The organism is Leclercia adecarboxylata (assembly GCF_006171285.1).
In the GTDB taxonomy this organism is placed as follows: Bacteria; Pseudomonadota; Gammaproteobacteria; order Enterobacterales; family Enterobacteriaceae; genus Enterobacter; species Enterobacter barmai.
Genome location: NZ_CP040889.1, coordinates 719,557 through 736,403, shown reverse-complemented (window position 1 = coordinate 736,403; position 16,847 = coordinate 719,557). Strand labels below are relative to the sequence as shown.

Annotated in this window: 15 protein-coding genes; 12 read left to right on the top strand and 3 right to left on the bottom strand. The window is 59.0% G+C overall.

Features of this window, described 5'->3' with window-relative positions; genetic code table 11:
- Positions 1-90 precede the first annotated feature (90 nt).
- The 3 genes from recO (at position 91) to acpS (ending at position 1,971) form a co-directional block, all read left to right on the top strand.
- Complete coding sequence (gene recO / locus FHN83_RS05235; RefSeq protein ID WP_138369998.1) at positions 91-798, top strand: DNA repair protein RecO; 708 nt, start codon at positions 91-93, stop codon at positions 796-798.
- A 61-nt stretch (positions 799-859) separates the two neighbouring features.
- The gene (gene pdxJ, locus FHN83_RS05230) at positions 860-1,591 is read left to right on the top strand and encodes a pyridoxine 5'-phosphate synthase (protein ID WP_039029759.1); all 732 of its coding nucleotides are present in this window, start codon (positions 860-862) and stop codon (positions 1,589-1,591) included.
- Positions 1,591-1,971: a holo-ACP synthase gene (gene acpS, locus FHN83_RS05225; RefSeq protein ID WP_139563378.1), complete on the top strand. Its 381-nt coding sequence runs from the start codon at positions 1,591-1,593 to the stop codon at positions 1,969-1,971. The genes pdxJ and acpS overlap by 1 nt, the downstream gene beginning before the upstream one ends.
- Here acpS and FHN83_RS05220 read toward each other — a convergent pair.
- Positions 1,968-2,228 (bottom strand): YfhL family 4Fe-4S dicluster ferredoxin, encoded by a 261-nt coding sequence (locus FHN83_RS05220; RefSeq protein WP_039029757.1) that lies wholly within the window; start codon positions 2,226-2,228, stop codon positions 1,968-1,970. The two genes, acpS and FHN83_RS05220, sit on opposite strands and share 4 nt — an antisense overlap.
- Before the next feature lie 56 nt (positions 2,229-2,284).
- Positions 2,285-3,133, bottom strand: a complete 849-nt coding sequence (locus FHN83_RS05215) for a MurR/RpiR family transcriptional regulator (RefSeq protein WP_139563377.1) — start codon at positions 3,131-3,133, stop codon at positions 2,285-2,287.
- A gap of 117 nt (positions 3,134-3,250) precedes the next feature.
- Here FHN83_RS05215 and murQ point away from each other — a divergent pair, with 117 nt between their 5' ends.
- The 4 genes from murQ to tadA are packed head-to-tail and all read left to right on the top strand — an operon-like array spanning position 3,251 to position 6,704.
- Entirely contained in the window at positions 3,251-4,144 is an 894-nt protein-coding gene (gene murQ / locus FHN83_RS05210; protein WP_039029755.1) for an N-acetylmuramic acid 6-phosphate etherase, read from the top strand.
- 10 nt (positions 4,145-4,154) lie between these two features.
- Entirely contained in the window at positions 4,155-5,507 is a 1,353-nt protein-coding gene (locus FHN83_RS05205) for a PTS transporter subunit EIIC (protein ID WP_139563376.1), read from the top strand.
- Between the two features lie 3 nt (positions 5,508-5,510).
- Positions 5,511-6,146, top strand: coding sequence for a phosphatidylglycerophosphatase C (gene yfhb, locus FHN83_RS05200; RefSeq protein WP_039029753.1), 636 nt, complete (start codon positions 5,511-5,513; stop codon positions 6,144-6,146).
- A 30-nt stretch (positions 6,147-6,176) separates the two neighbouring features.
- Positions 6,177-6,704: a tRNA adenosine(34) deaminase TadA gene (gene tadA / locus FHN83_RS05195; protein WP_139563375.1), complete on the top strand. Its 528-nt coding sequence runs from the start codon at positions 6,177-6,179 to the stop codon at positions 6,702-6,704.
- Here tadA and mltF read toward each other — a convergent pair.
- Positions 6,604-8,154, bottom strand: a complete 1,551-nt coding sequence (gene mltF / locus FHN83_RS05190) for a membrane-bound lytic murein transglycosylase MltF (protein ID WP_139563374.1) — start codon at positions 8,152-8,154, stop codon at positions 6,604-6,606. The genes tadA and mltF overlap by 101 nt on opposite strands.
- Before the next feature lie 268 nt (positions 8,155-8,422).
- Here mltF and purL point away from each other — a divergent pair, with 268 nt between their 5' ends.
- The 5 genes from purL to glnB all read left to right on the top strand — a co-directional run bounded on the left by purL (position 8,423) and on the right by glnB (position 16,837).
- Positions 8,423-12,310 carry a phosphoribosylformylglycinamidine synthase gene (purL, locus tag FHN83_RS05180; protein ID WP_139563373.1) on the top strand — a complete coding sequence of 1,296 codons (3,888 nt, stop codon included), beginning with the start codon at positions 8,423-8,425 and terminating at the stop codon, positions 12,308-12,310.
- Between the two features lie 568 nt (positions 12,311-12,878).
- Complete coding sequence (qseE, locus tag FHN83_RS05175) at positions 12,879-14,312, top strand: two component system sensor histidine kinase QseE/GlrK (protein WP_176556469.1); 1,434 nt, start codon at positions 12,879-12,881, stop codon at positions 14,310-14,312.
- On the top strand, positions 14,309-15,085 hold the full coding sequence (qseG, locus tag FHN83_RS05170; protein ID WP_039029748.1) for a two-component system QseEF-associated lipoprotein QseG: 777 nt from the start codon (positions 14,309-14,311) through the stop codon (positions 15,083-15,085). Before qseE ends, qseG begins: the two co-directional genes overlap by 4 nt.
- A complete protein-coding gene (glrR, locus tag FHN83_RS05165) occupies positions 15,082-16,419 on the top strand; it encodes a two-component system response regulator GlrR (RefSeq protein WP_039029747.1) in 1,338 nt (445 codons plus the stop codon). The genes qseG and glrR overlap by 4 nt, the downstream gene beginning before the upstream one ends.
- A 79-nt stretch (positions 16,420-16,498) precedes the next feature.
- Positions 16,499-16,837: a nitrogen regulatory protein P-II gene (gene glnB, locus FHN83_RS05160; RefSeq protein ID WP_039029746.1), complete on the top strand. Its 339-nt coding sequence runs from the start codon at positions 16,499-16,501 to the stop codon at positions 16,835-16,837.
- Positions 16,838-16,847 lie beyond the last annotated feature (10 nt).

The following is a 16,847-nucleotide window of genomic DNA, read 5'->3' as shown; positions in this document are numbered from 1 at the left end:
GGCCGCGAGTCCCCGGGAGCTTACTCCAGTAAGTGACTGGGGTGAGCGGGCGCAGCCAACGCGCCTGCAACTTGAAAGACGACGAGTATGATGGATGGATGGCAGCGTGCCTTTGTCCTTCATAGTCGTCCCTGGAGCGAAACCAGCCTGATGCTGGACGTCTTCACGGAAGAGTCAGGCCGCGTGCGCCTTGTTGCCAAAGGCGCACGTTCAAAACGTTCTAATCTGAAGGGCGCTCTGCAGCCTTTCACCCCGCTGCTGGTACGCTTTGGCGGGCGTGGGGAAGTGAAAACCCTGCGCAGTGCTGAAGCCGTCTCTCTGGCGCTCCCCCTCTCTGGTATTACGCTGTACAGCGGTCTCTATGTTAACGAGCTCATTACGCGCGTGCTTGAACATGAGACCCGCTTCTCTGAACTCTTTTTCGATTATCTGCACTGTCTCCAGGCGCTGGCGGGCACCACCGGCTCGCCGGAACCGACGCTGCGCCGCTTTGAGCTGGCGTTGCTCGGGCATCTGGGATACGGCGTCGATTTTCTACACTGTGCGGGCAGCGGTGACCCGGTAGAGGACACCATGACCTACCGCTATCGTGAAGAGAAAGGCTTTATCGCAAGCGTGGTCATCGACAACAATACCTTCACCGGGCGAGACCTTCGGGCGCTGGCTGAACGCGAATTTCCGGATGTCAGCACCCTGCGGGCGGCAAAACGCTTTACCCGAATTGCGCTCAAGCCGTATCTTGGTGGCAAGCCGTTAAAGAGCCGCGAATTATTCCGGCAGTTTATGCCGAAGCGTTAACGTATTGAGTCCTCCTTCCTGAGGGAGAGGGGAAACGAAGCAAATAAAACCGAGGATTGTCATGGCTGAATTACTGTTAGGCGTCAACATTGACCACATTGCCACCCTGCGCAATGCACGCGGTACTGCGTATCCCGATCCGGTCCAGGCGGCCTTTATCGCCGAGCAGGCGGGGGCTGACGGTATTACCGTGCACCTGCGCGAAGACCGTCGTCATATTACCGATCGCGACGTGCGTATCCTGCGTCAGACCCTGGACACCCGCATGAATCTGGAGATGGCCGTCACCGAAGAGATGCTGGCGATTGCCGTTGAGACTAAACCCCATTTCTGCTGCCTGGTACCGGAAAAGCGCCAGGAAGTGACCACCGAAGGTGGGCTGGATGTGGCCGGTCAGCTGGACAAGATGCGTGACGCCTGCAAACGTCTGGCCGACGCCGGGATCCTCGTGTCGCTGTTTATCGATGCCGATGAAGCGCAGATCAAAGCCGCAGCCGACGTTGGCGCGCCGTACATTGAGATCCACACCGGCTGCTACGCCGATGCCGAAGATGAAACCACTCAGGCCAAAGAGCTCGATCGCATCGCTAAAGCGGCAACCTATGCCGCCGGTCTGGGCCTGAAGGTGAATGCCGGCCACGGTCTGACCTATCACAACGTCAAAGCCATCGCGGCGATCCCGGAGATGTACGAGCTGAACATCGGCCATGCGATTATCGGTCGCGCGGTGATGAGCGGCCTGAAAGAGGCGGTATCTGAGATGAAACGCCTGATGCAGGAAGCCCGCAAGTAATGGCTATCCTTGGCTTAGGCACGGATATCGTTGAGATCGCCCGCATTGAAGCGGTGATTGCCCGCAGCGGCGATCGCCTTGCCCGCCGGGTGCTCAGCGATAACGAGTGGGCCATCTGGGAAACGCACCAGCAGCCGGTGCGTTTTCTTGCCAAACGATTTGCGGTGAAGGAGGCGGCGGCAAAAGCCTTCGGCACCGGGATCCGCAACGGTCTGGCGTTCAATCAGTTCGAAGTGTTTAACGATGAGCTGGGCAAACCGCGCCTCCGGCTGTGGGGCGAGGCGTTAAAGCTGGCAGAAAAACTGGGCGTGGCGCATATGCACGTGACGCTGGCGGATGAGCGCCATTACGCCTGCGCCACGGTGCTCATCGAAAGTTAAATCTTATCGGCGTGGTGCATCAGCACGAATTTGTCCCACAGCTGCTCTTCCGATTCAGGATGTGCCGGATCTTTCAGGATAGTATTGGGGATCGGGCACACCTTCTGGCAGGTTGGGGTCTCATAATGGCCAATGCACTCGGTGCAGCGGTCGCTGTTAATCTCATAAATGCTCTCCCCCATAGAGATTGCCTGGTTAGGGCATTCGGGTTCGCACATATCGCAATTGATGCATTTTTTGGTGATTAACAGCGCCATCAGGAAATTCTCAGAAACAACACAAACAGGGCGGGCATTATACGCTCATTGTCTGCTCAAACCAGTTTTTTTACCAACGCCTCACTCTGTCGAATACGTTCCGGGGCATGCTCCAGATCCTGCTGAACCAGCGCCATAAACAGTAGATCGGTGAGCATCATCTGCGCGCTGGTGGAGGAGATCGCCGCACTGCGGGTGGCCTGCTCTTCGGCAATGGTATACAGACAACGCGTGGCCCGCTGCTGCAGTGCATTGGGGGTAAAGCCGGTGATCGCCAGAATTTTACCGCCCACGCGCAGCGCTTCGTCGGCGGCCAGATTGATTTCCCGGCGTTCGCCGGAGTAGGAGAGGGCCAGCAGAAGATCGTCAGGCTCCATCGCCTGCACGGTGGCCAGCAGGGCGTGCATGTCCTGTTCGACAATCGCAATCACGCCGATTTTATTCAGCTTCCAGCCAAAGTTTCGCGCTACAAGCCCGGAGGCGCCAATGCCGGTAAGGATAACCCGTCTTGCCGCGCGCAGCATGGCCACGCTCTCCAGCAGTTTCTCTTCGCTGTTAACGTCGAGGGTGGCGTGCATTGCCGCCACGTTCTCCTTGATCAGCTTTTCCCCTACCAGACGCATCGGATCGTCGCCGCGGATCTGGTTATGGACCGGCATGGATTGCGGATTCGGATTACTGGCCAGCGCCTCGCTGAGCGCCAGTTTTAATGCGGGAAAGCCTTTAAAACCAATCTTCTGGGCGAATTTCACCACGCTGGACTGGCTCACGCCCGCCTCGCTTGCCAGCTGCTGAGAGCTTAAGTGGCGGGCGCGATCGGGCTGAGAGAGTAAAAAATCCGCCAGTTTTTTATCGCTCTGGGCAAAACCCGCGTATCGCTGGCGGATACGAATTAAACAGTTCATAAGGACTCCTGGCGAAATGTGATGACTGCAGCAAATGCGAATTCTGCTCGCCTGAATGAATTTTATATTCCATTATAATGCGACTATTATGAATTAAAAATTCTTGAGGTACAAAAAATGAATCTCGGCTCACTGGTATCAGAATCCCGCAACCCACAAACCCTGGACCTGGACGCACTCTCCACGCTTGACCTTGTTCATCGCTTTAACCAACAGGATACGCTGGTCGCGCAGGCAGTGAAAGAGACATTGCCCGAGGTGGCGAAAGCTGTGGATGCCGCCGCAGAGGCGCTGAAAGCGGGCGGGCGCATCATCTACATGGGCGCAGGCACCAGCGGACGCCTGGGGGTACTGGATGCCTCCGAGTGCCCGCCGACCTTTGGCGTGCCGCATGGCCTGGTGATCGGCCTGATTGCCGGTGGCCCGGGCGCGCTGCTGAAAGCGGTGGAAGGGGCAGAGGACAGCAAACAGCTCGGTGAGGACGATCTCAAAGCCCTCAACCTGACCGCGAAGGATCTGGTGGTCGGGCTGGCCGCCTCCGGGCGCACGCCGTACGTGATTGGCGGGCTGGAGTATGCCAACCAGACCGGCTGCACCACCGTGGCCATCTCCTGCAATCCAGGTTCACCCATTGCTCAGGTGGCTGCGATCGCCATCTCGCCGGTGGTGGGCCCGGAGGCATTAACCGGCTCCACCCGCCTGAAATCCGGCACGGCGCAAAAGCTGGTGCTCAACATGATCTCCACCGGGGCGATGGTGAAGTTTGGCAAGGTCTACCAGAACCTGATGGTCGACATGAAAGCCACTAACGTGAAGCTCATCGACCGGGCGTGCCGCATGGTGGTCGAAGCCACGGGAACCTCCCGCGAAGAGGCGGAACAGGTTCTGCAACAGACCGGGTATGACGTCAAACCGGCCATTCTGATGATCTTAAGCGGGCTGGATGCCGCTGCGGCGCGCGCCAGGCTTGACGCGCATCAGGGATTCTTACGTGCGGCATTAGAAAACTAAAGAGGCGTACATGGAAAAAACAGCAGCGCTCGCCAGCGGTATTCTCGCGGGGATCGGCGGAGAGAAAAATATACTGCGTCTGGAAAACTGTATGACGCGGGTGAGGGTGGAGGTGCAGGATGACGACAAGCTCGATCCGATCACCCTGAAAAAACTGCCCGGCGTCAGCGGTTATGTAAAACAAGGGGAGCAGCATCAGCTGATTGTCGGCCCCGGCAAGGCGGCGCAGGTGGTGGACGCCATGCGTTCGCTGATGGACGGGGCGGTAATCAATGACGCCGAGCGCACCAAAGCCCAGGCCAAGGCCAAATACAAAGCCCCGATGAGCGATGCGCTGCGCATGCTGGCTAACGTCTTTATTCCGCTAATTCCGGCGTTTATTGCCTCGGGGCTGATTACCGGGATTATCAATATCCTCAAGCGCCCGGACATTGTCGGGGATTTTGCGACGCACTATCCAAACCTGCTCGGGATCTTGGGCATTTTCGGCAGTGCGGTCTTCGCCATCATGAACATTCTGGTCGGGGTTAATACCGCCAAAGTGTTTGGCGGCTCGCAGGCGTTAGGCGGGGTGATGGCCGGCATTCTCTCCAGCCCGCAACTGGCGCAGATCACCCTGTTTGGTGAAGCGCTGCAGCCGGGACGGGGCGGGGTGATCGCCGTGCTGCTGGTGGTGGTGCTGATGTGCTGGATCGAGAAAAAGCTGCGCAACGCCCTGCCGGGCTCGCTGGAGCTGATCCTCAACCCGCTGCTGACGACCCTTATCACCGGCAGCATTGCAATTATTGTCCTGCAGCCGCTGGGTGGCTGGATCTCAGAATCCATCGCTCACGGTGCCTCCTGGGCTATCGATCGCGGTGGTTTCCTGGTGGGCGCGGTGCTGTCCGGTACCTTCCTGCCGCTGGTGCTGACCGGTTTACATCAGGGGCTGGTGCCGATCCACGTTGAGCTGGTGCAGGCCCACGGCTACAACGCCCTGCTGCCTATTCTGGCGATGGCCGGGGTCGGGCAGATCGGCGCGGCGATTGCGGTGCTGATGAAAACCCGCAATGAACGCCTGAAAAAGGTGATCAAAGGGGCGCTGCCGGTTGGTCTGCTGGGCATTGGCGAGCCGCTGATTTTCGGCGTCACCCTGCCGCTGGGCAAGCCCTTTATCGGTGCCTGTCTGGGCGGCGCGGTTGGCGGGGCGCTGATCGGTTACTGGAAAGTCGCCACCGTGATTACCTTTGGCATTTCCGGTTTACCGCTGGCATTAACCATCGTGACCGGAAAAGTCATGCTCTATCTGTTAGGCTATCTGGTAGCGGTGATCGCCGGGTTCCTGTTTACCTGGCTGTTAGGGTTTAACGATCCAGAGGAGTAAGGTTTGGCAAATAACGAGCGTCGCGTTGTCTTTTTTGATCTGGACGGAACGCTGCATCAGCAGGATATGTTCGGTACCTTTATGCGCTATTTACTGCGCCGACAGCCCCTGAATGCCCTGCTCGTATTGCCCTTGCTACCCATTGTGGGCTGCGTGCTGCTGGTGAAAGGGCGCGCCGCCCGCTGGCCGATGAGCCTGCTGCTGTGGGGCTGCACCTTCGGCCACAGCGAAGCCCGGCTCAAACAGCTGGAGAAAGAGTTTGTCAGCTGGTTTCGCGAGCACGTCACCGCCTTTCCGGTGGTGCAGGATCGGCTGACAAACTACCTGGACGCCAACGACGCCGATATCTGGCTGATCACCGGCTCGCCGCAGTCGCTGGTGGAACAGGTCTATTTTGATACCCCCTGGCTGCCGCGCGTCAATCTGATCGCCACCCAGATTGGCCGCGCTTACGGCGGCTGGGTGCTGACCATGCGCTGCCTCGGCCACGAGAAGGTGGTGCAGCTGGAGAAAAAAATCGGCACCCCGCTGCGGCTCTACAGCGGCTACAGCGACAGCAAACAGGATAACCCGCTGCTCTACTTCTGCCAGCACCGCTGGCGCGTCACGCCGCTGGGCGAACTGCAGCAACTGGAATGATTGTGTGATTATGCATAGCGGGTGTGTATAATGCGCCCGCTTTTCAGACTGGAGTATGCTGCGTTGTCCGACCCCGAACTTAATCATGAATACTGGATGCGCCACGCGCTCCAGCTTGCCCAACGTGCCTGGGATGAAGGCGAAGTCCCGGTTGGTGCCGTACTGGTACACAACAATCAGGTGATTGGCGAAGGCTGGAATCGCCCGATTGGTCGCCATGACCCTACCGCGCATGCCGAAATTATGGCCTTACGCCAGGGCGGGCTGGTGCTGCAAAACTACCGCCTGCTGGATACCACCCTGTATGTCACCCTCGAACCCTGCGTTATGTGCTCCGGGGCGATGATCCACAGCCGGATCGGCACGGTGGTGTATGGCGCGCGGGATGAAAAAACCGGCGCGGCAGGTTCGCTGCTGGACGTGCTCAGCCACCCCGGCATGAATCATCAGGTCAACATTATTGGAGGGGTACTGGCACCAGCGTGTTCGGCGTTGCTAAGTGACTTCTTTCGAATGCGGCGTCAGCAGAAAAAGCAGCAAAAGGCAGAATCGAAGTAATCGGGTGAGTAAGCTCATCCGGTGACACCACCGGATAGGCCTGCGCCAGCTGCTGCTCCGTCAGCGCCTCTTTCTCTTTCTCCATCAGATACCCCACCAGGCTTATCTGGTATTTGCGGATATTCTCCACGTAGGCGTACGCCTCGTGGCCGCGCGCATAGCCATAGGTTAACTTGTTGTAATACGGCTTCTGGCTCAGCAGCGGCAGGCGCTGCTTTACGTCTGACCAGCTGTCCGGATTACCTTTGGTTTTCGCGGTCAGGGCGCGGGCGTCGATCATATGGGCATAGCCCATGTTATAGGCCGCCAGCGCAAACCAGATCCGCTCCTCCTCCGGCACCGTCTCCGGCACTTTCGCCATCATATCCTGCAGGTAACGCGCGCCGCCGCTGATGCTCTGCTCGGCGTCGGTACGGTCGGTGAGGCCCAGGCTCTGGGCGGTGTTTTTGGTCAGCATCATCAGGCCGCGCACGCCGGTTGGCGAGGTGGCCTGCGCATCCCAGTGAGACTCCTGATACGAAATCGCGGCCAGCAGACGCCAGTCAATCTCCTGGGCGTACTTCTCAAACAGCGGTTTCAGCTCCGGCAGGACGTTATCCACCGCCCGCAGGAAGCTGCGGGTATCGACATAGTCGAAATCGTCGCCGTGCCCGAGGTACTTCTCTTCCAGACGCGCCAGGGTGCCGTCTTCATTCATCCCGTTATAGAAATCGAGCATGGCGGCGGAGAGCGTCTGGTCGGCGTCAAGGGGACTGAACCAGGTGACGGGCTGCTCGTCGGTGACGTCCAGCGCCACGGCCAGCTCCGGGTGAACGCGCTGGAACAGGCTGATGGCAACCGAGTCGGCGATGGTGTAGGGCAGTTTCCCGTCCGTCACCTGCTCCAGCAGCGCCGTGGTGCCGAGCTTCTCATCAACCTTCCAGCTGAGGTCAGGGTACTTTTTCTCTTTCAGCGCCCGCAGGTCGTCAATCACCACATGGCCGGGGGCGACGGTAAGCCGATCGGCGGTAAGGCCGGCAAGGGTGCGCGGGCGCAGGCTGCCCACGCGATAGACCAGCTGCTGCGAGACAGAGTAGTAGGTCGGGCCTGGCTGATAATTTTTGCTGCGCTCGCTGTTATAGACCAGGCCTGCGGCCAGCAGATCGGCATCGCCATTATCAAGGTCGTCAAACAGCTGGCTGATGTTCTGGCGCACCGTAACTTTCAGCTTCACGCCCAGGTAGTCGGCAAAATGCTGCGCCAGTTCGTAATCCAGTCCAATGACTTTATCGTTTACCGAACTGTAGGTGAGGGGAGAGACAATGGTACTGACGCGCAGCTCCCCCCGCGCCTGGATGGCGGCGATGCGATTTTCGGCTTTACCGAACCAGGGGATTGATGGCCAGAGGGCCGCTGCCAGCAGCAGGGTGACGATGCCGATGAACAGGTAATTAATCTTTAATTTTTTCAATAAGTTGATTCTATATGCTGTGTATTATTCTGGTTAGTATTGGCCACAGTTAAAACAAGTATTACCAAAGATTTCGCGGCATTTTGCGCAAAGTTACGCCACTTGGCAACTTATTAGCAGGCGCGGCAACATTTGTTGCTAAATGCCAGCAACGATTTTATTACGACGCAAACGGTTTCGTCGGCGCGCAGGATCCACTATAATGGCGCCCGTTTTCCCCCCTTGCGCACACTGTAAGCGCCTCCGGCGCTTCGAAGACGAGAGACTTATGATGGAAATTCTGCGTGGTTCGCCTGCACTGTCTGCCTTCCGTATCAACAAACTGCTGGCACGTTTTCAGGCGGCCGACCTTCCGGTAAGCAATATTTACGCTGAGTATGTCCATTTTGCTGACCTGACCGCGCCTCTGTCGGCAGACGAGATGGTCCGACTGGAACGCCTGCTGAAGTATGGCCCAAGCCTGAGCAGCCATACCCCGAACGGTAAACTTCTGCTGGTCACGCCTCGCCCTGGCACCATCTCCCCCTGGTCTTCTAAAGCAACCGACATCGCCCATAACTGTGGTCTGAGCCAGATTAACCGTCTGGAGCGGGGCGTGGCGTATTACGTTGAAGCCTCCAGCCTTACCGACGCCCAGTGGTCAGTCGTGGCAACCGAGCTGCACGACCGCATGATGGAGAGCGTGTTTGCCTCTCTCGACGACGCAGAGCAGCTCTTCTCTCACCACCAGCCTGCACCGGTCCAGAGCGTGGATCTGCTGGGCCAGGGCCGTCAGGCGCTGATTGACGCCAACCTGCGTTTAGGCCTGGCGCTGGCGGAAGATGAAATTGACTACCTGCAGGATGCGTTCGTTAAGCTGAACCGCAACCCGAACGACATCGAACTCTATATGTTCGCGCAGGCTAACTCTGAGCACTGCCGTCACAAGATCTTCAACGCCGACTGGATTATTGACGGCGAGCAGCAGCCGAAGTCGCTGTTTAAAATGATCAAGAACACCATGGAGAAAACCCCTGACCACGTACTGTCGGCTTACAAAGACAACGCTGCGGTGATGGAAGGTTCCGAGGTGGGCCGCTTCTTCGCCGATCGCGAAGCAGGGCGCTATGACTTCCATCAGGAGCCTGCGCATATCCTGATGAAAGTTGAAACCCACAACCACCCGACGGCGATCTCGCCGTGGCCGGGGGCTGCGACCGGTTCCGGCGGTGAAATCCGTGACGAAGGCGCAACCGGTCGTGGGGCAAAACCAAAGGCGGGTCTGGTCGGTTTCTCCGTTTCCAACCTGCGTATCCCGGGCTTTGAGCAGCCGTGGGAAGAAGATTTCGGCAAGCCAGAGCGTATTGTTACCGCGCTGGACATCATGACCGACGGCCCGCTGGGCGGCGCGGCGTTCAACAACGAATTTGGTCGACCGGCCCTGAACGGCTACTTCCGTACCTATGAAGAGAAAGTGGACAGCCACAACGGCGAAGAGCTGCGCGGCTACCATAAGCCGATCATGCTGGCAGGTGGGATCGGCAACATTCGCGCCGATCACGTGCAGAAAGGCGAGATCGTTGTTGGCGCGAAGCTGATCGTGCTGGGTGGCCCGGCGATGAACATCGGTCTGGGCGGCGGGGCAGCCTCTTCTATGGCCTCCGGCCAGTCTGACGCGGATCTCGACTTTGCCTCAGTCCAGCGTGACAACCCTGAGATGGAGCGTCGTTGCCAGGAGGTGATCGACCGCTGCTGGCAGCTGGGTGATGCCAACCCGATCCTCTTTATCCACGATGTCGGCGCGGGCGGTCTGTCCAACGCCATGCCGGAGCTGGTCAGCGACGGCAACCGCGGCGGACGCTTCAACCTTCGCGACATCCTGAGCGATGAGCCAGGCATGAGCCCGCTGGAGATCTGGTGTAACGAATCCCAGGAACGCTATGTGCTGGCCGTGGCGCCAGATCAGCTGCCGCTGTTTGACGAGCTGTGCCGCCGCGAGCGCGCACCGTACGCGGTGATCGGCGAAGCCACCGAAGAGATGCACCTCTCCTTAAGCGATACCCACTTCGACAACCAGCCGATTGATCTGCCGCTGGACGTGCTGCTGGGCAAAACGCCGAAGATGACCCGCGACGTTGAGTCCCGCAAAGCCAGCGGTAAAGCGCTCGACCTGCAGGGCGTCACCGTGGCCGACGCGGTCAACCGCGTTCTGCATCTGCCGTCCGTCGCGGAGAAAACCTTCCTCGTCACTATCGGCGACCGCACCGTGACCGGCATGGTTGCCCGGGATCAGATGGTAGGCCCGTGGCAGGTACCGGTGGCGAACTGCGCGGTGACCACCGCCAGCCTCGACAGCTACTATGGTGAAGCGATGGCGCTGGGCGAACGCTCCCCGGTTGCCCTGCTGGACTTCGCGGCTTCTGCCCGTCTGGCAGTAGGCGAAGCGCTGACTAACATTGCCGCCACACACATTGGCGACATCAAACGTATCAAGCTCTCCGCCAACTGGATGGCCGCAGCCGGTCACCCGGGCGAAGACGCCGGGCTGTACGAAGCGGTAAAAGCGGTAGGGGAAGAGCTCTGTCCTGCTCTCGGCCTGACCATTCCGGTGGGCAAAGATTCCATGTCGATGAAAACTCGCTGGCAGGAAGGCAGCGAGCAGCGCGAGATGACCTCTCCGCTGTCGCTGGTGATCACCGCCTTCGCCCGCGTGGAAGACGTGCGCCACACCATCACGCCGCAGCTCGCCACCGAAGACAACGCCCTGCTGCTGATCGATCTGGGTAAAGGCCACAATGCGCTGGGCGCGACCGCGCTGGCGCAGGTTTATCGCCAGCTGGGCGACAACGCGGCTGACGTGCGTGACGTAGCACAGCTGAAAGGCTTCTACGACGCCATTCAGGCGCTGGTTGCAGAGCGTAAACTGCTGGCCTACCACGACCGTTCCGACGGCGGCCTGCTGGTTACCCTGGCAGAAATGGCCTTCACCGGTCACTGCGGCGTTGAGGCAAACATCGCCTCTCTGGGCGACGATCGTCTGGCTGCACTGTTCAACGAAGAGCTGGGCGCGGTGATTCAGGTGCGTGCAGCGGATCGCGACGCGGTGGAGGCGTTGCTGGCGCAGCACGGTCTGGGTGACTGCGTGCACTATCTGGGTAAAGCGGTGAGCGGGGATCGTTTTGTTATCGACGCCAACGGCCAGACGGTCTTTGCCGAAAGCCGCTCCACGCTGCGTATGTGGTGGGCAGAAACCACCTGGCAGATGCAGCGTCTGCGCGACAACCCGGCGTGCGCCGATCAGGAGCACGAGGCGAAAGCCAACGACAACGATCCGGGCCTGAACGTTAAACTCACCTTCGACCTCAACGAAGACATTGCCGCACCGTATATTGCCCGTGGCGAACGTCCGAAAGTGGCCGTGCTGCGTGAGCAGGGCGTGAACTCCCACGTTGAGATGGCGGCTGCCTTCCACCGTGCAGGCTTCGATGCTATCGACGTGCACATGAGCGACCTGCTGGCAGGCCGCACCGGTCTGGCCGATTTCCAGGCGCTGGTGGCGTGCGGCGGCTTCTCTTACGGTGACGTGCTGGGCGCGGGCGAAGGCTGGGCGAAATCCATCCTCTTTAACGAACGCGTTCGCGATGAGTTCGAAACCTTCTTCCACCGTCCGCAGACCCTGGCGCTGGGCGTGTGTAACGGCTGCCAGATGATGTCTAACCTGCGCGAGCTGATCCCGGGCAGCGAAGCCTGGCCGCGCTTTGTGCGTAACCAGTCCGATCGCTTCGAAGCGCGTTTCAGCCTGGTTGAAGTGACCCAGAGCCCGTCTCTGCTGCTGCAGGGCATGGTGGGATCGCAGATGCCAATCGCCGTATCCCACGGTGAAGGGCAGGTTGAGCTGCGTAACGCCGCGCATCTGGCCGAGCTGGAGAGCAAAGGTCTGGTGGCGCTGCGCTTTGTCGATAACTTCGGCAAGGTTACGCAAAACTACCCGGCAAACCCGAACGGCTCCGCCAACGGGATCACCGCGGTGACCAGCGAAAGCGGTCGCGTAACCGTGATGATGCCGCACCCTGAGCGCGTGTTCCGCACCGTGAGCAACTCCTGGCACCCGGAGAACTGGGGCGAGGACAGCCCGTGGATGCGTATCTTCCGCAACGCGCGTAAGCAGTTGGGATAAATCCAGAACGGCAACTTCGGTTGCCGTTTTTTTTCACCCTCTCCCTGTGGGAGAGGGCCGGGGTGAGGGCAGCAGGCCGCACAAATTCTCAAGTGTCGCAAATGTGCGACAACTCACATTATGCGGTGTCGCTAAAAAGCGACATTTAACTCATTGATTTATATAAACCCCGCAATAACCTGTTCAGGGTGTTGCTAATAAGCGACAGATAGCCTGAAAACCATACCTTGCGAAATTACTACATCACGCCATAAAAATTCTTATTTTTCATGTCATTAATATTTATATTTGCATTATGGCACATCTGTTGCATAATAATAACCAGTGGCTCATTCACCCTCTTATGTCAGCCCCTTCGGGACGCGCTACATAAACTTCGAATGACGCACAAAAAGGTGCCTGCCGTCCAACTACTGATCATAGCTTTGCTTTATCAGACCCAGGGCGAAACGTCGAGTTAGGCACCGCCTCATTCCATAACAAAGCCGGGTTTTTAACCCGGCTTTGTTGTATCTGAACTCTTGTCCGGCTAGCATCCCCTTATTCCCTCGCGACAGAGAGTAATGCGTTGAAACGCTGGCCTGTTTTCCCTCGCTCCTTACGACAGTTAGTCATGATGGCCTTCCTGCTGATCCTGCTGCCTTTGCTGGTGCTGGCATGGCAGGCATGGCAGAGCCTGAACGCGCTCAGCGCGCAGGCGGCGCTCACAAACCGAACCACCCTGATTGATGCCCGGCGCAGCGAAGCGATGACCAATGCCGCGCTGGAGATGGAGCGCAGCTACCGGCAGTATTGCGTGCTCGACGACAGAACCCTGGCGCGGGTGTATCAGAACCAGCGTAAACGCTACAGCGAAATGCTGGATGCCCACGCCGGTGTCCTGCCCGACGATAAGCTCTACCAGACGCTGCGCCAGGATATCAACGCGCTGTCCCAGCTGCAGTGCATCAACAGCGGCCCTGATGCCCAGTCCGCCTTACGGCTGGAGGCCTTTGCAAGCGCCAATACCGAGATGGTACAGACGACCCGCTCGGTGATTTTCTCCCGCGGTCAGCAGCTCCAGCAGGAGATCGCCGAGCGCGGCCAGTTCTTTGGCTGGCAGGCGCTGGTGCTTTTCCTTGTCAGCCTGGGGCTAGTCCTGCTCTTCACCCGCATGATCATCGGCCCGGTTAAGGGCATTGAGCGCATGATTAACCGGCTGGGGGAGGGGCGCTCGCTGGGCAATACCGTGGTCTTTACCGGCCCGCGCGAGTTACGTTCGGTCGGGCAACGGATTATCTGGCTTTCCGAGCGGCTGTCGTGGCTCGAATCCCAGCGCCACCAGTTTTTACGCCACATCTCCCACGAGCTGAAAACCCCCCTCGCCAGCATGCGTGAGGGCACCGAACTGCTGGCCGATGAGGTCGCCGGGCCGCTGACGCCGGAGCAAAGGGAGATTGTCGAGATCCTCGATGCCAGTAGCCGCAACCTGCAAAAGCTGATTGAACAGCTGCTGGATTACAACCGTAAACTGGCCGACGGCATCCCGGAGCTTGAGCGCGTGGAGCTCGCGCCGCTGGTGGATATGGTGCTCTCAGCCCACAGCCTGCCTGCACGGGCTAAAATGATGCATACTGAACTGTCGCTGGCGACGCCCGCCTGTTTAGCCGAACCGATGCTGCTGATGAGCGTACTGGATAATCTTTATTCCAATGCGGTGCACTATGGTATTGAATCCGGTACCATTTATGTTCGCAGTTTTACGCGCGGCTCGCGGGTCTGTATCGATGTCGCCAACACCGGAAGCCCGATCCCTGACGATGAAAAAACGATGATCTTTGAACCCTTTTTCCAGGGTAGTCATCAACGAAAAGGGGCGGTGAAGGGAAGCGGCCTGGGGCTGAGTATTGCCCGCGACTGTATCCGTCGTATGCAGGGAGAGCTTAATCTTGTCAATGACGACCATACCGATGTGTGCTTTCGCATCGAACTGCCGCTTGAGTCGGATAAATCACTAAAATGAATCTAAGTCTGGTGAGTATGTCACACGTCTTTTCCCGCGCCATTAACGCGGTGTTTTCCCGTCACTTTATCCGCCTGAGCCTTCCCTGCCTGCTGCTGGCCGGGTGCGTCACCCACGCGCCAACCAGCGCTATTAGCGGCAAGCAGGATGAAAAATTGCCTGAGCATCAGCTGGCGGACTTCTTGTCTACCGACTGCAATAATATCTGGCAGCTGCACGGCCAGGAGACCGACAGCAACCCGCTTTACTGGCTGCGCGGCATGGACTGCGCGGATCGTCTCTCACCCGCCGCGGCGCGTGCAGAGGCCCGGGGCTGGACCGATGATACCTGGCAGGAGAGCTTTAAACGCGGGCTCCTGCTGGCGAATGCCAAAATTAACCCGGTGGAGCGTCGCCAGTTGACCACCCGGCTGGATGCGCTGAGCCCGCAGATCCCGCCCCAGGTGCGCCCGCTGTATCAGCTGTGGCGACACGGGCAGGTGCTGCAGCTGCAGCTGGCGGAGGAGCGTTCCCGCTACGGTAAGCTGCAACAGACCACCGACGGTGAGCTGGACACCCTGCGCCAGCAGCAGCAATATCTGCGCGCGCAGCTGGATACCACCACCCGCAAGCTGGAGAATCTGACCGATATTGAACGCCAGCTCTCCACCCGTAAGCCGGTCAGTAACTATCTGCCGGATGCACCGAAGAGCGCCACGTCGCCCGCCGGCACCGAGGGTGATGCGACAGAGCCGAACAGCGATGCCCCGAAACAAGAGGACGGAAAGCCATGACAAGCCGAAAACCTGCGCATCTTTTGCTGGTGGATGACGATCCTGGTTTGCTGAAGCTGCTGGGCATGCGTCTGGTGAGCGAGGGCTACAGCGTCGTGACCGCCGAAAGCGGTCAGGAAGGGCTGAAGGTGCTGGGGCGCGAGAAGGTCGATCTGGTCATCAGCGATCTGCGGATGGACGAGATGGACGGCATGCAGCTGTTCACCGAGATCCAGAAGCTCCAGCCCGGTATGCCGGTCATTATTCTCACCGCCCACGGCTCCATTCCGGATGCGGTGGCGGCCACCCAGCAGGGGGTGTTCAGCTTCCTCACCAAGCCGGTGGACAAAGACGCGCTGTATAAAGCCATTGATGATGCCCTGGAGCACGCCGCGCCGTCCGGGGACGAGACGTGGCGGGAGACGATAGTCACCCGCAGCCCGATCATGCTGCGTCTGCTGGAGCAGGCCCGCATGGTGGCGCAGTCTGACGTCAGCGTGCTGATTAACGGCCAGAGCGGCACCGGGAAAGAGATCCTCGCCCAGGCCATTCACAACGCCAGCCCGCGCGGCAAAAAAGCCTTTATCGCCATCAACTGCGGGGCGCTGCCGGAACAACTGCTGGAGTCAGAGCTGTTTGGACATGCCCGTGGGGCCTTCACCGGGGCGGTCAGCAGCCGGGAAGGGCTGTTCCAGGCGGCGGAAGGCGGCACGCTGTTCCTCGATGAGATTGGCGATATGCCCGCCCCCTTGCAGGTCAAGCTGCTGCGCGTGTTGCAGGAGCGCAAAGTCAGGCCGCTCGGCAGTAACCGCGATATCGACATCGACGTGCGTATTATCTCCGCCACCCACCGGGATCTGCCCAAGGCGATGGCGCGCAACGAGTTTCGCGAAGACCTCTTCTATCGTCTCAACGTGGTTAACCTGAAGATCCCGGCGCTGGCGGAGCGGGCAGAAGATATCCCCCTGCTGGCCACCCAGCTGCTGCGCCAGTCCGCCGAGCGTCACAAGCCGTTTGTCCGGGCGTTCTCCACCGACGCCATGAAGCGGCTGATGACCGCCAGCTGGCCCGGCAACGTGCGTCAGCTGGTGAACGTCATTGAGCAGTGCGTGGCCCTGACCTCCTCGCCGGTAATCAGTGATGCGCTGGTAGAGCAGGCGCTGGAGGGGGAAAACACCGCCCTGCCGACCTTCGTCGAGGCCCGCAACCAGTTTGAGCTTAACTATCTGCGTAAGTTACTGCAGATCACCAAAGGCAACGTGACCCATGCTGCGCGGATGGCCGGACGTAACCGCACCGAGTTTTATAAGCTGCTGTCGCGCCACGAGCTGGAAGCAAACGATTTTAAAGAGTGATACCCTAAATTCCGCCTGAATATGATACTGTGAGCAACCGATTACGAGGCAGCTGACAGGCATAAGTTTAAGGACCACCATGAAAAAGATTGATGCGATTATTAAACCTTTCAAACTGGATGATGTACGTGAAGCGCTGGCGGAAGTCGGCATCACCGGCATGACGGTGACAGAGGTGAAAGGCTTTGGTCGTCAGAAGGGCCACACTGAGCTCTACCGTGGCGCGGAATACATGGTCGATTTCCTGCCGAAGGTGAAGATTGAAATCGTGGTGTCGGACGACATCGTGGAAACCTGCGTGGATACCATTATCCGCACCGCGCAGACCGGTAAAATCGGTGACGGCAAGATCTTCGTCTTTGACGTATCGCGCGTCATCCGTATCCGCACCGGCGAAGAAGACGACGCGGCGATTTAATCCCCGCGCC

What these genes read in the sequence shown, in the direction of transcription:
- recO (WP_138369998.1), top strand. Translation starts at nt 91, where the DNA reads ATGGATGGATGGCAGCGTGCCTTTGTCCTTCATAGTCGTCCCTGGAGC.
- pdxJ (WP_039029759.1), top strand. Translation starts at nt 860, where the DNA reads ATGGCTGAATTACTGTTAGGCGTCAACATTGACCACATTGCCACCCTG.
- acpS (WP_139563378.1), top strand. Translation starts at nt 1,591, where the DNA reads ATGGCTATCCTTGGCTTAGGCACGGATATCGTTGAGATCGCCCGCATT.
- FHN83_RS05220 (WP_039029757.1), bottom strand. Translation starts at nt 2,228, where the DNA reads ATGGCGCTGTTAATCACCAAAAAATGCATCAATTGCGATATGTGCGAA.
- FHN83_RS05215 (WP_139563377.1), bottom strand. Translation starts at nt 3,133, where the DNA reads ATGAACTGTTTAATTCGTATCCGCCAGCGATACGCGGGTTTTGCCCAG.
- murQ (WP_039029755.1), top strand. Translation starts at nt 3,251, where the DNA reads ATGAATCTCGGCTCACTGGTATCAGAATCCCGCAACCCACAAACCCTG.
- FHN83_RS05205 (WP_139563376.1), top strand. Translation starts at nt 4,155, where the DNA reads ATGGAAAAAACAGCAGCGCTCGCCAGCGGTATTCTCGCGGGGATCGGC.
- tadA (WP_139563375.1), top strand. Translation starts at nt 6,177, where the DNA reads ATGCGCCCGCTTTTCAGACTGGAGTATGCTGCGTTGTCCGACCCCGAA.
- purL (WP_139563373.1), top strand. Translation starts at nt 8,423, where the DNA reads ATGATGGAAATTCTGCGTGGTTCGCCTGCACTGTCTGCCTTCCGTATC.
- qseG (WP_039029748.1), top strand. Translation starts at nt 14,309, where the DNA reads ATGAATCTAAGTCTGGTGAGTATGTCACACGTCTTTTCCCGCGCCATT.
- glrR (WP_039029747.1), top strand. Translation starts at nt 15,082, where the DNA reads ATGACAAGCCGAAAACCTGCGCATCTTTTGCTGGTGGATGACGATCCT.
- glnB (WP_039029746.1), top strand. Translation starts at nt 16,499, where the DNA reads ATGAAAAAGATTGATGCGATTATTAAACCTTTCAAACTGGATGATGTA.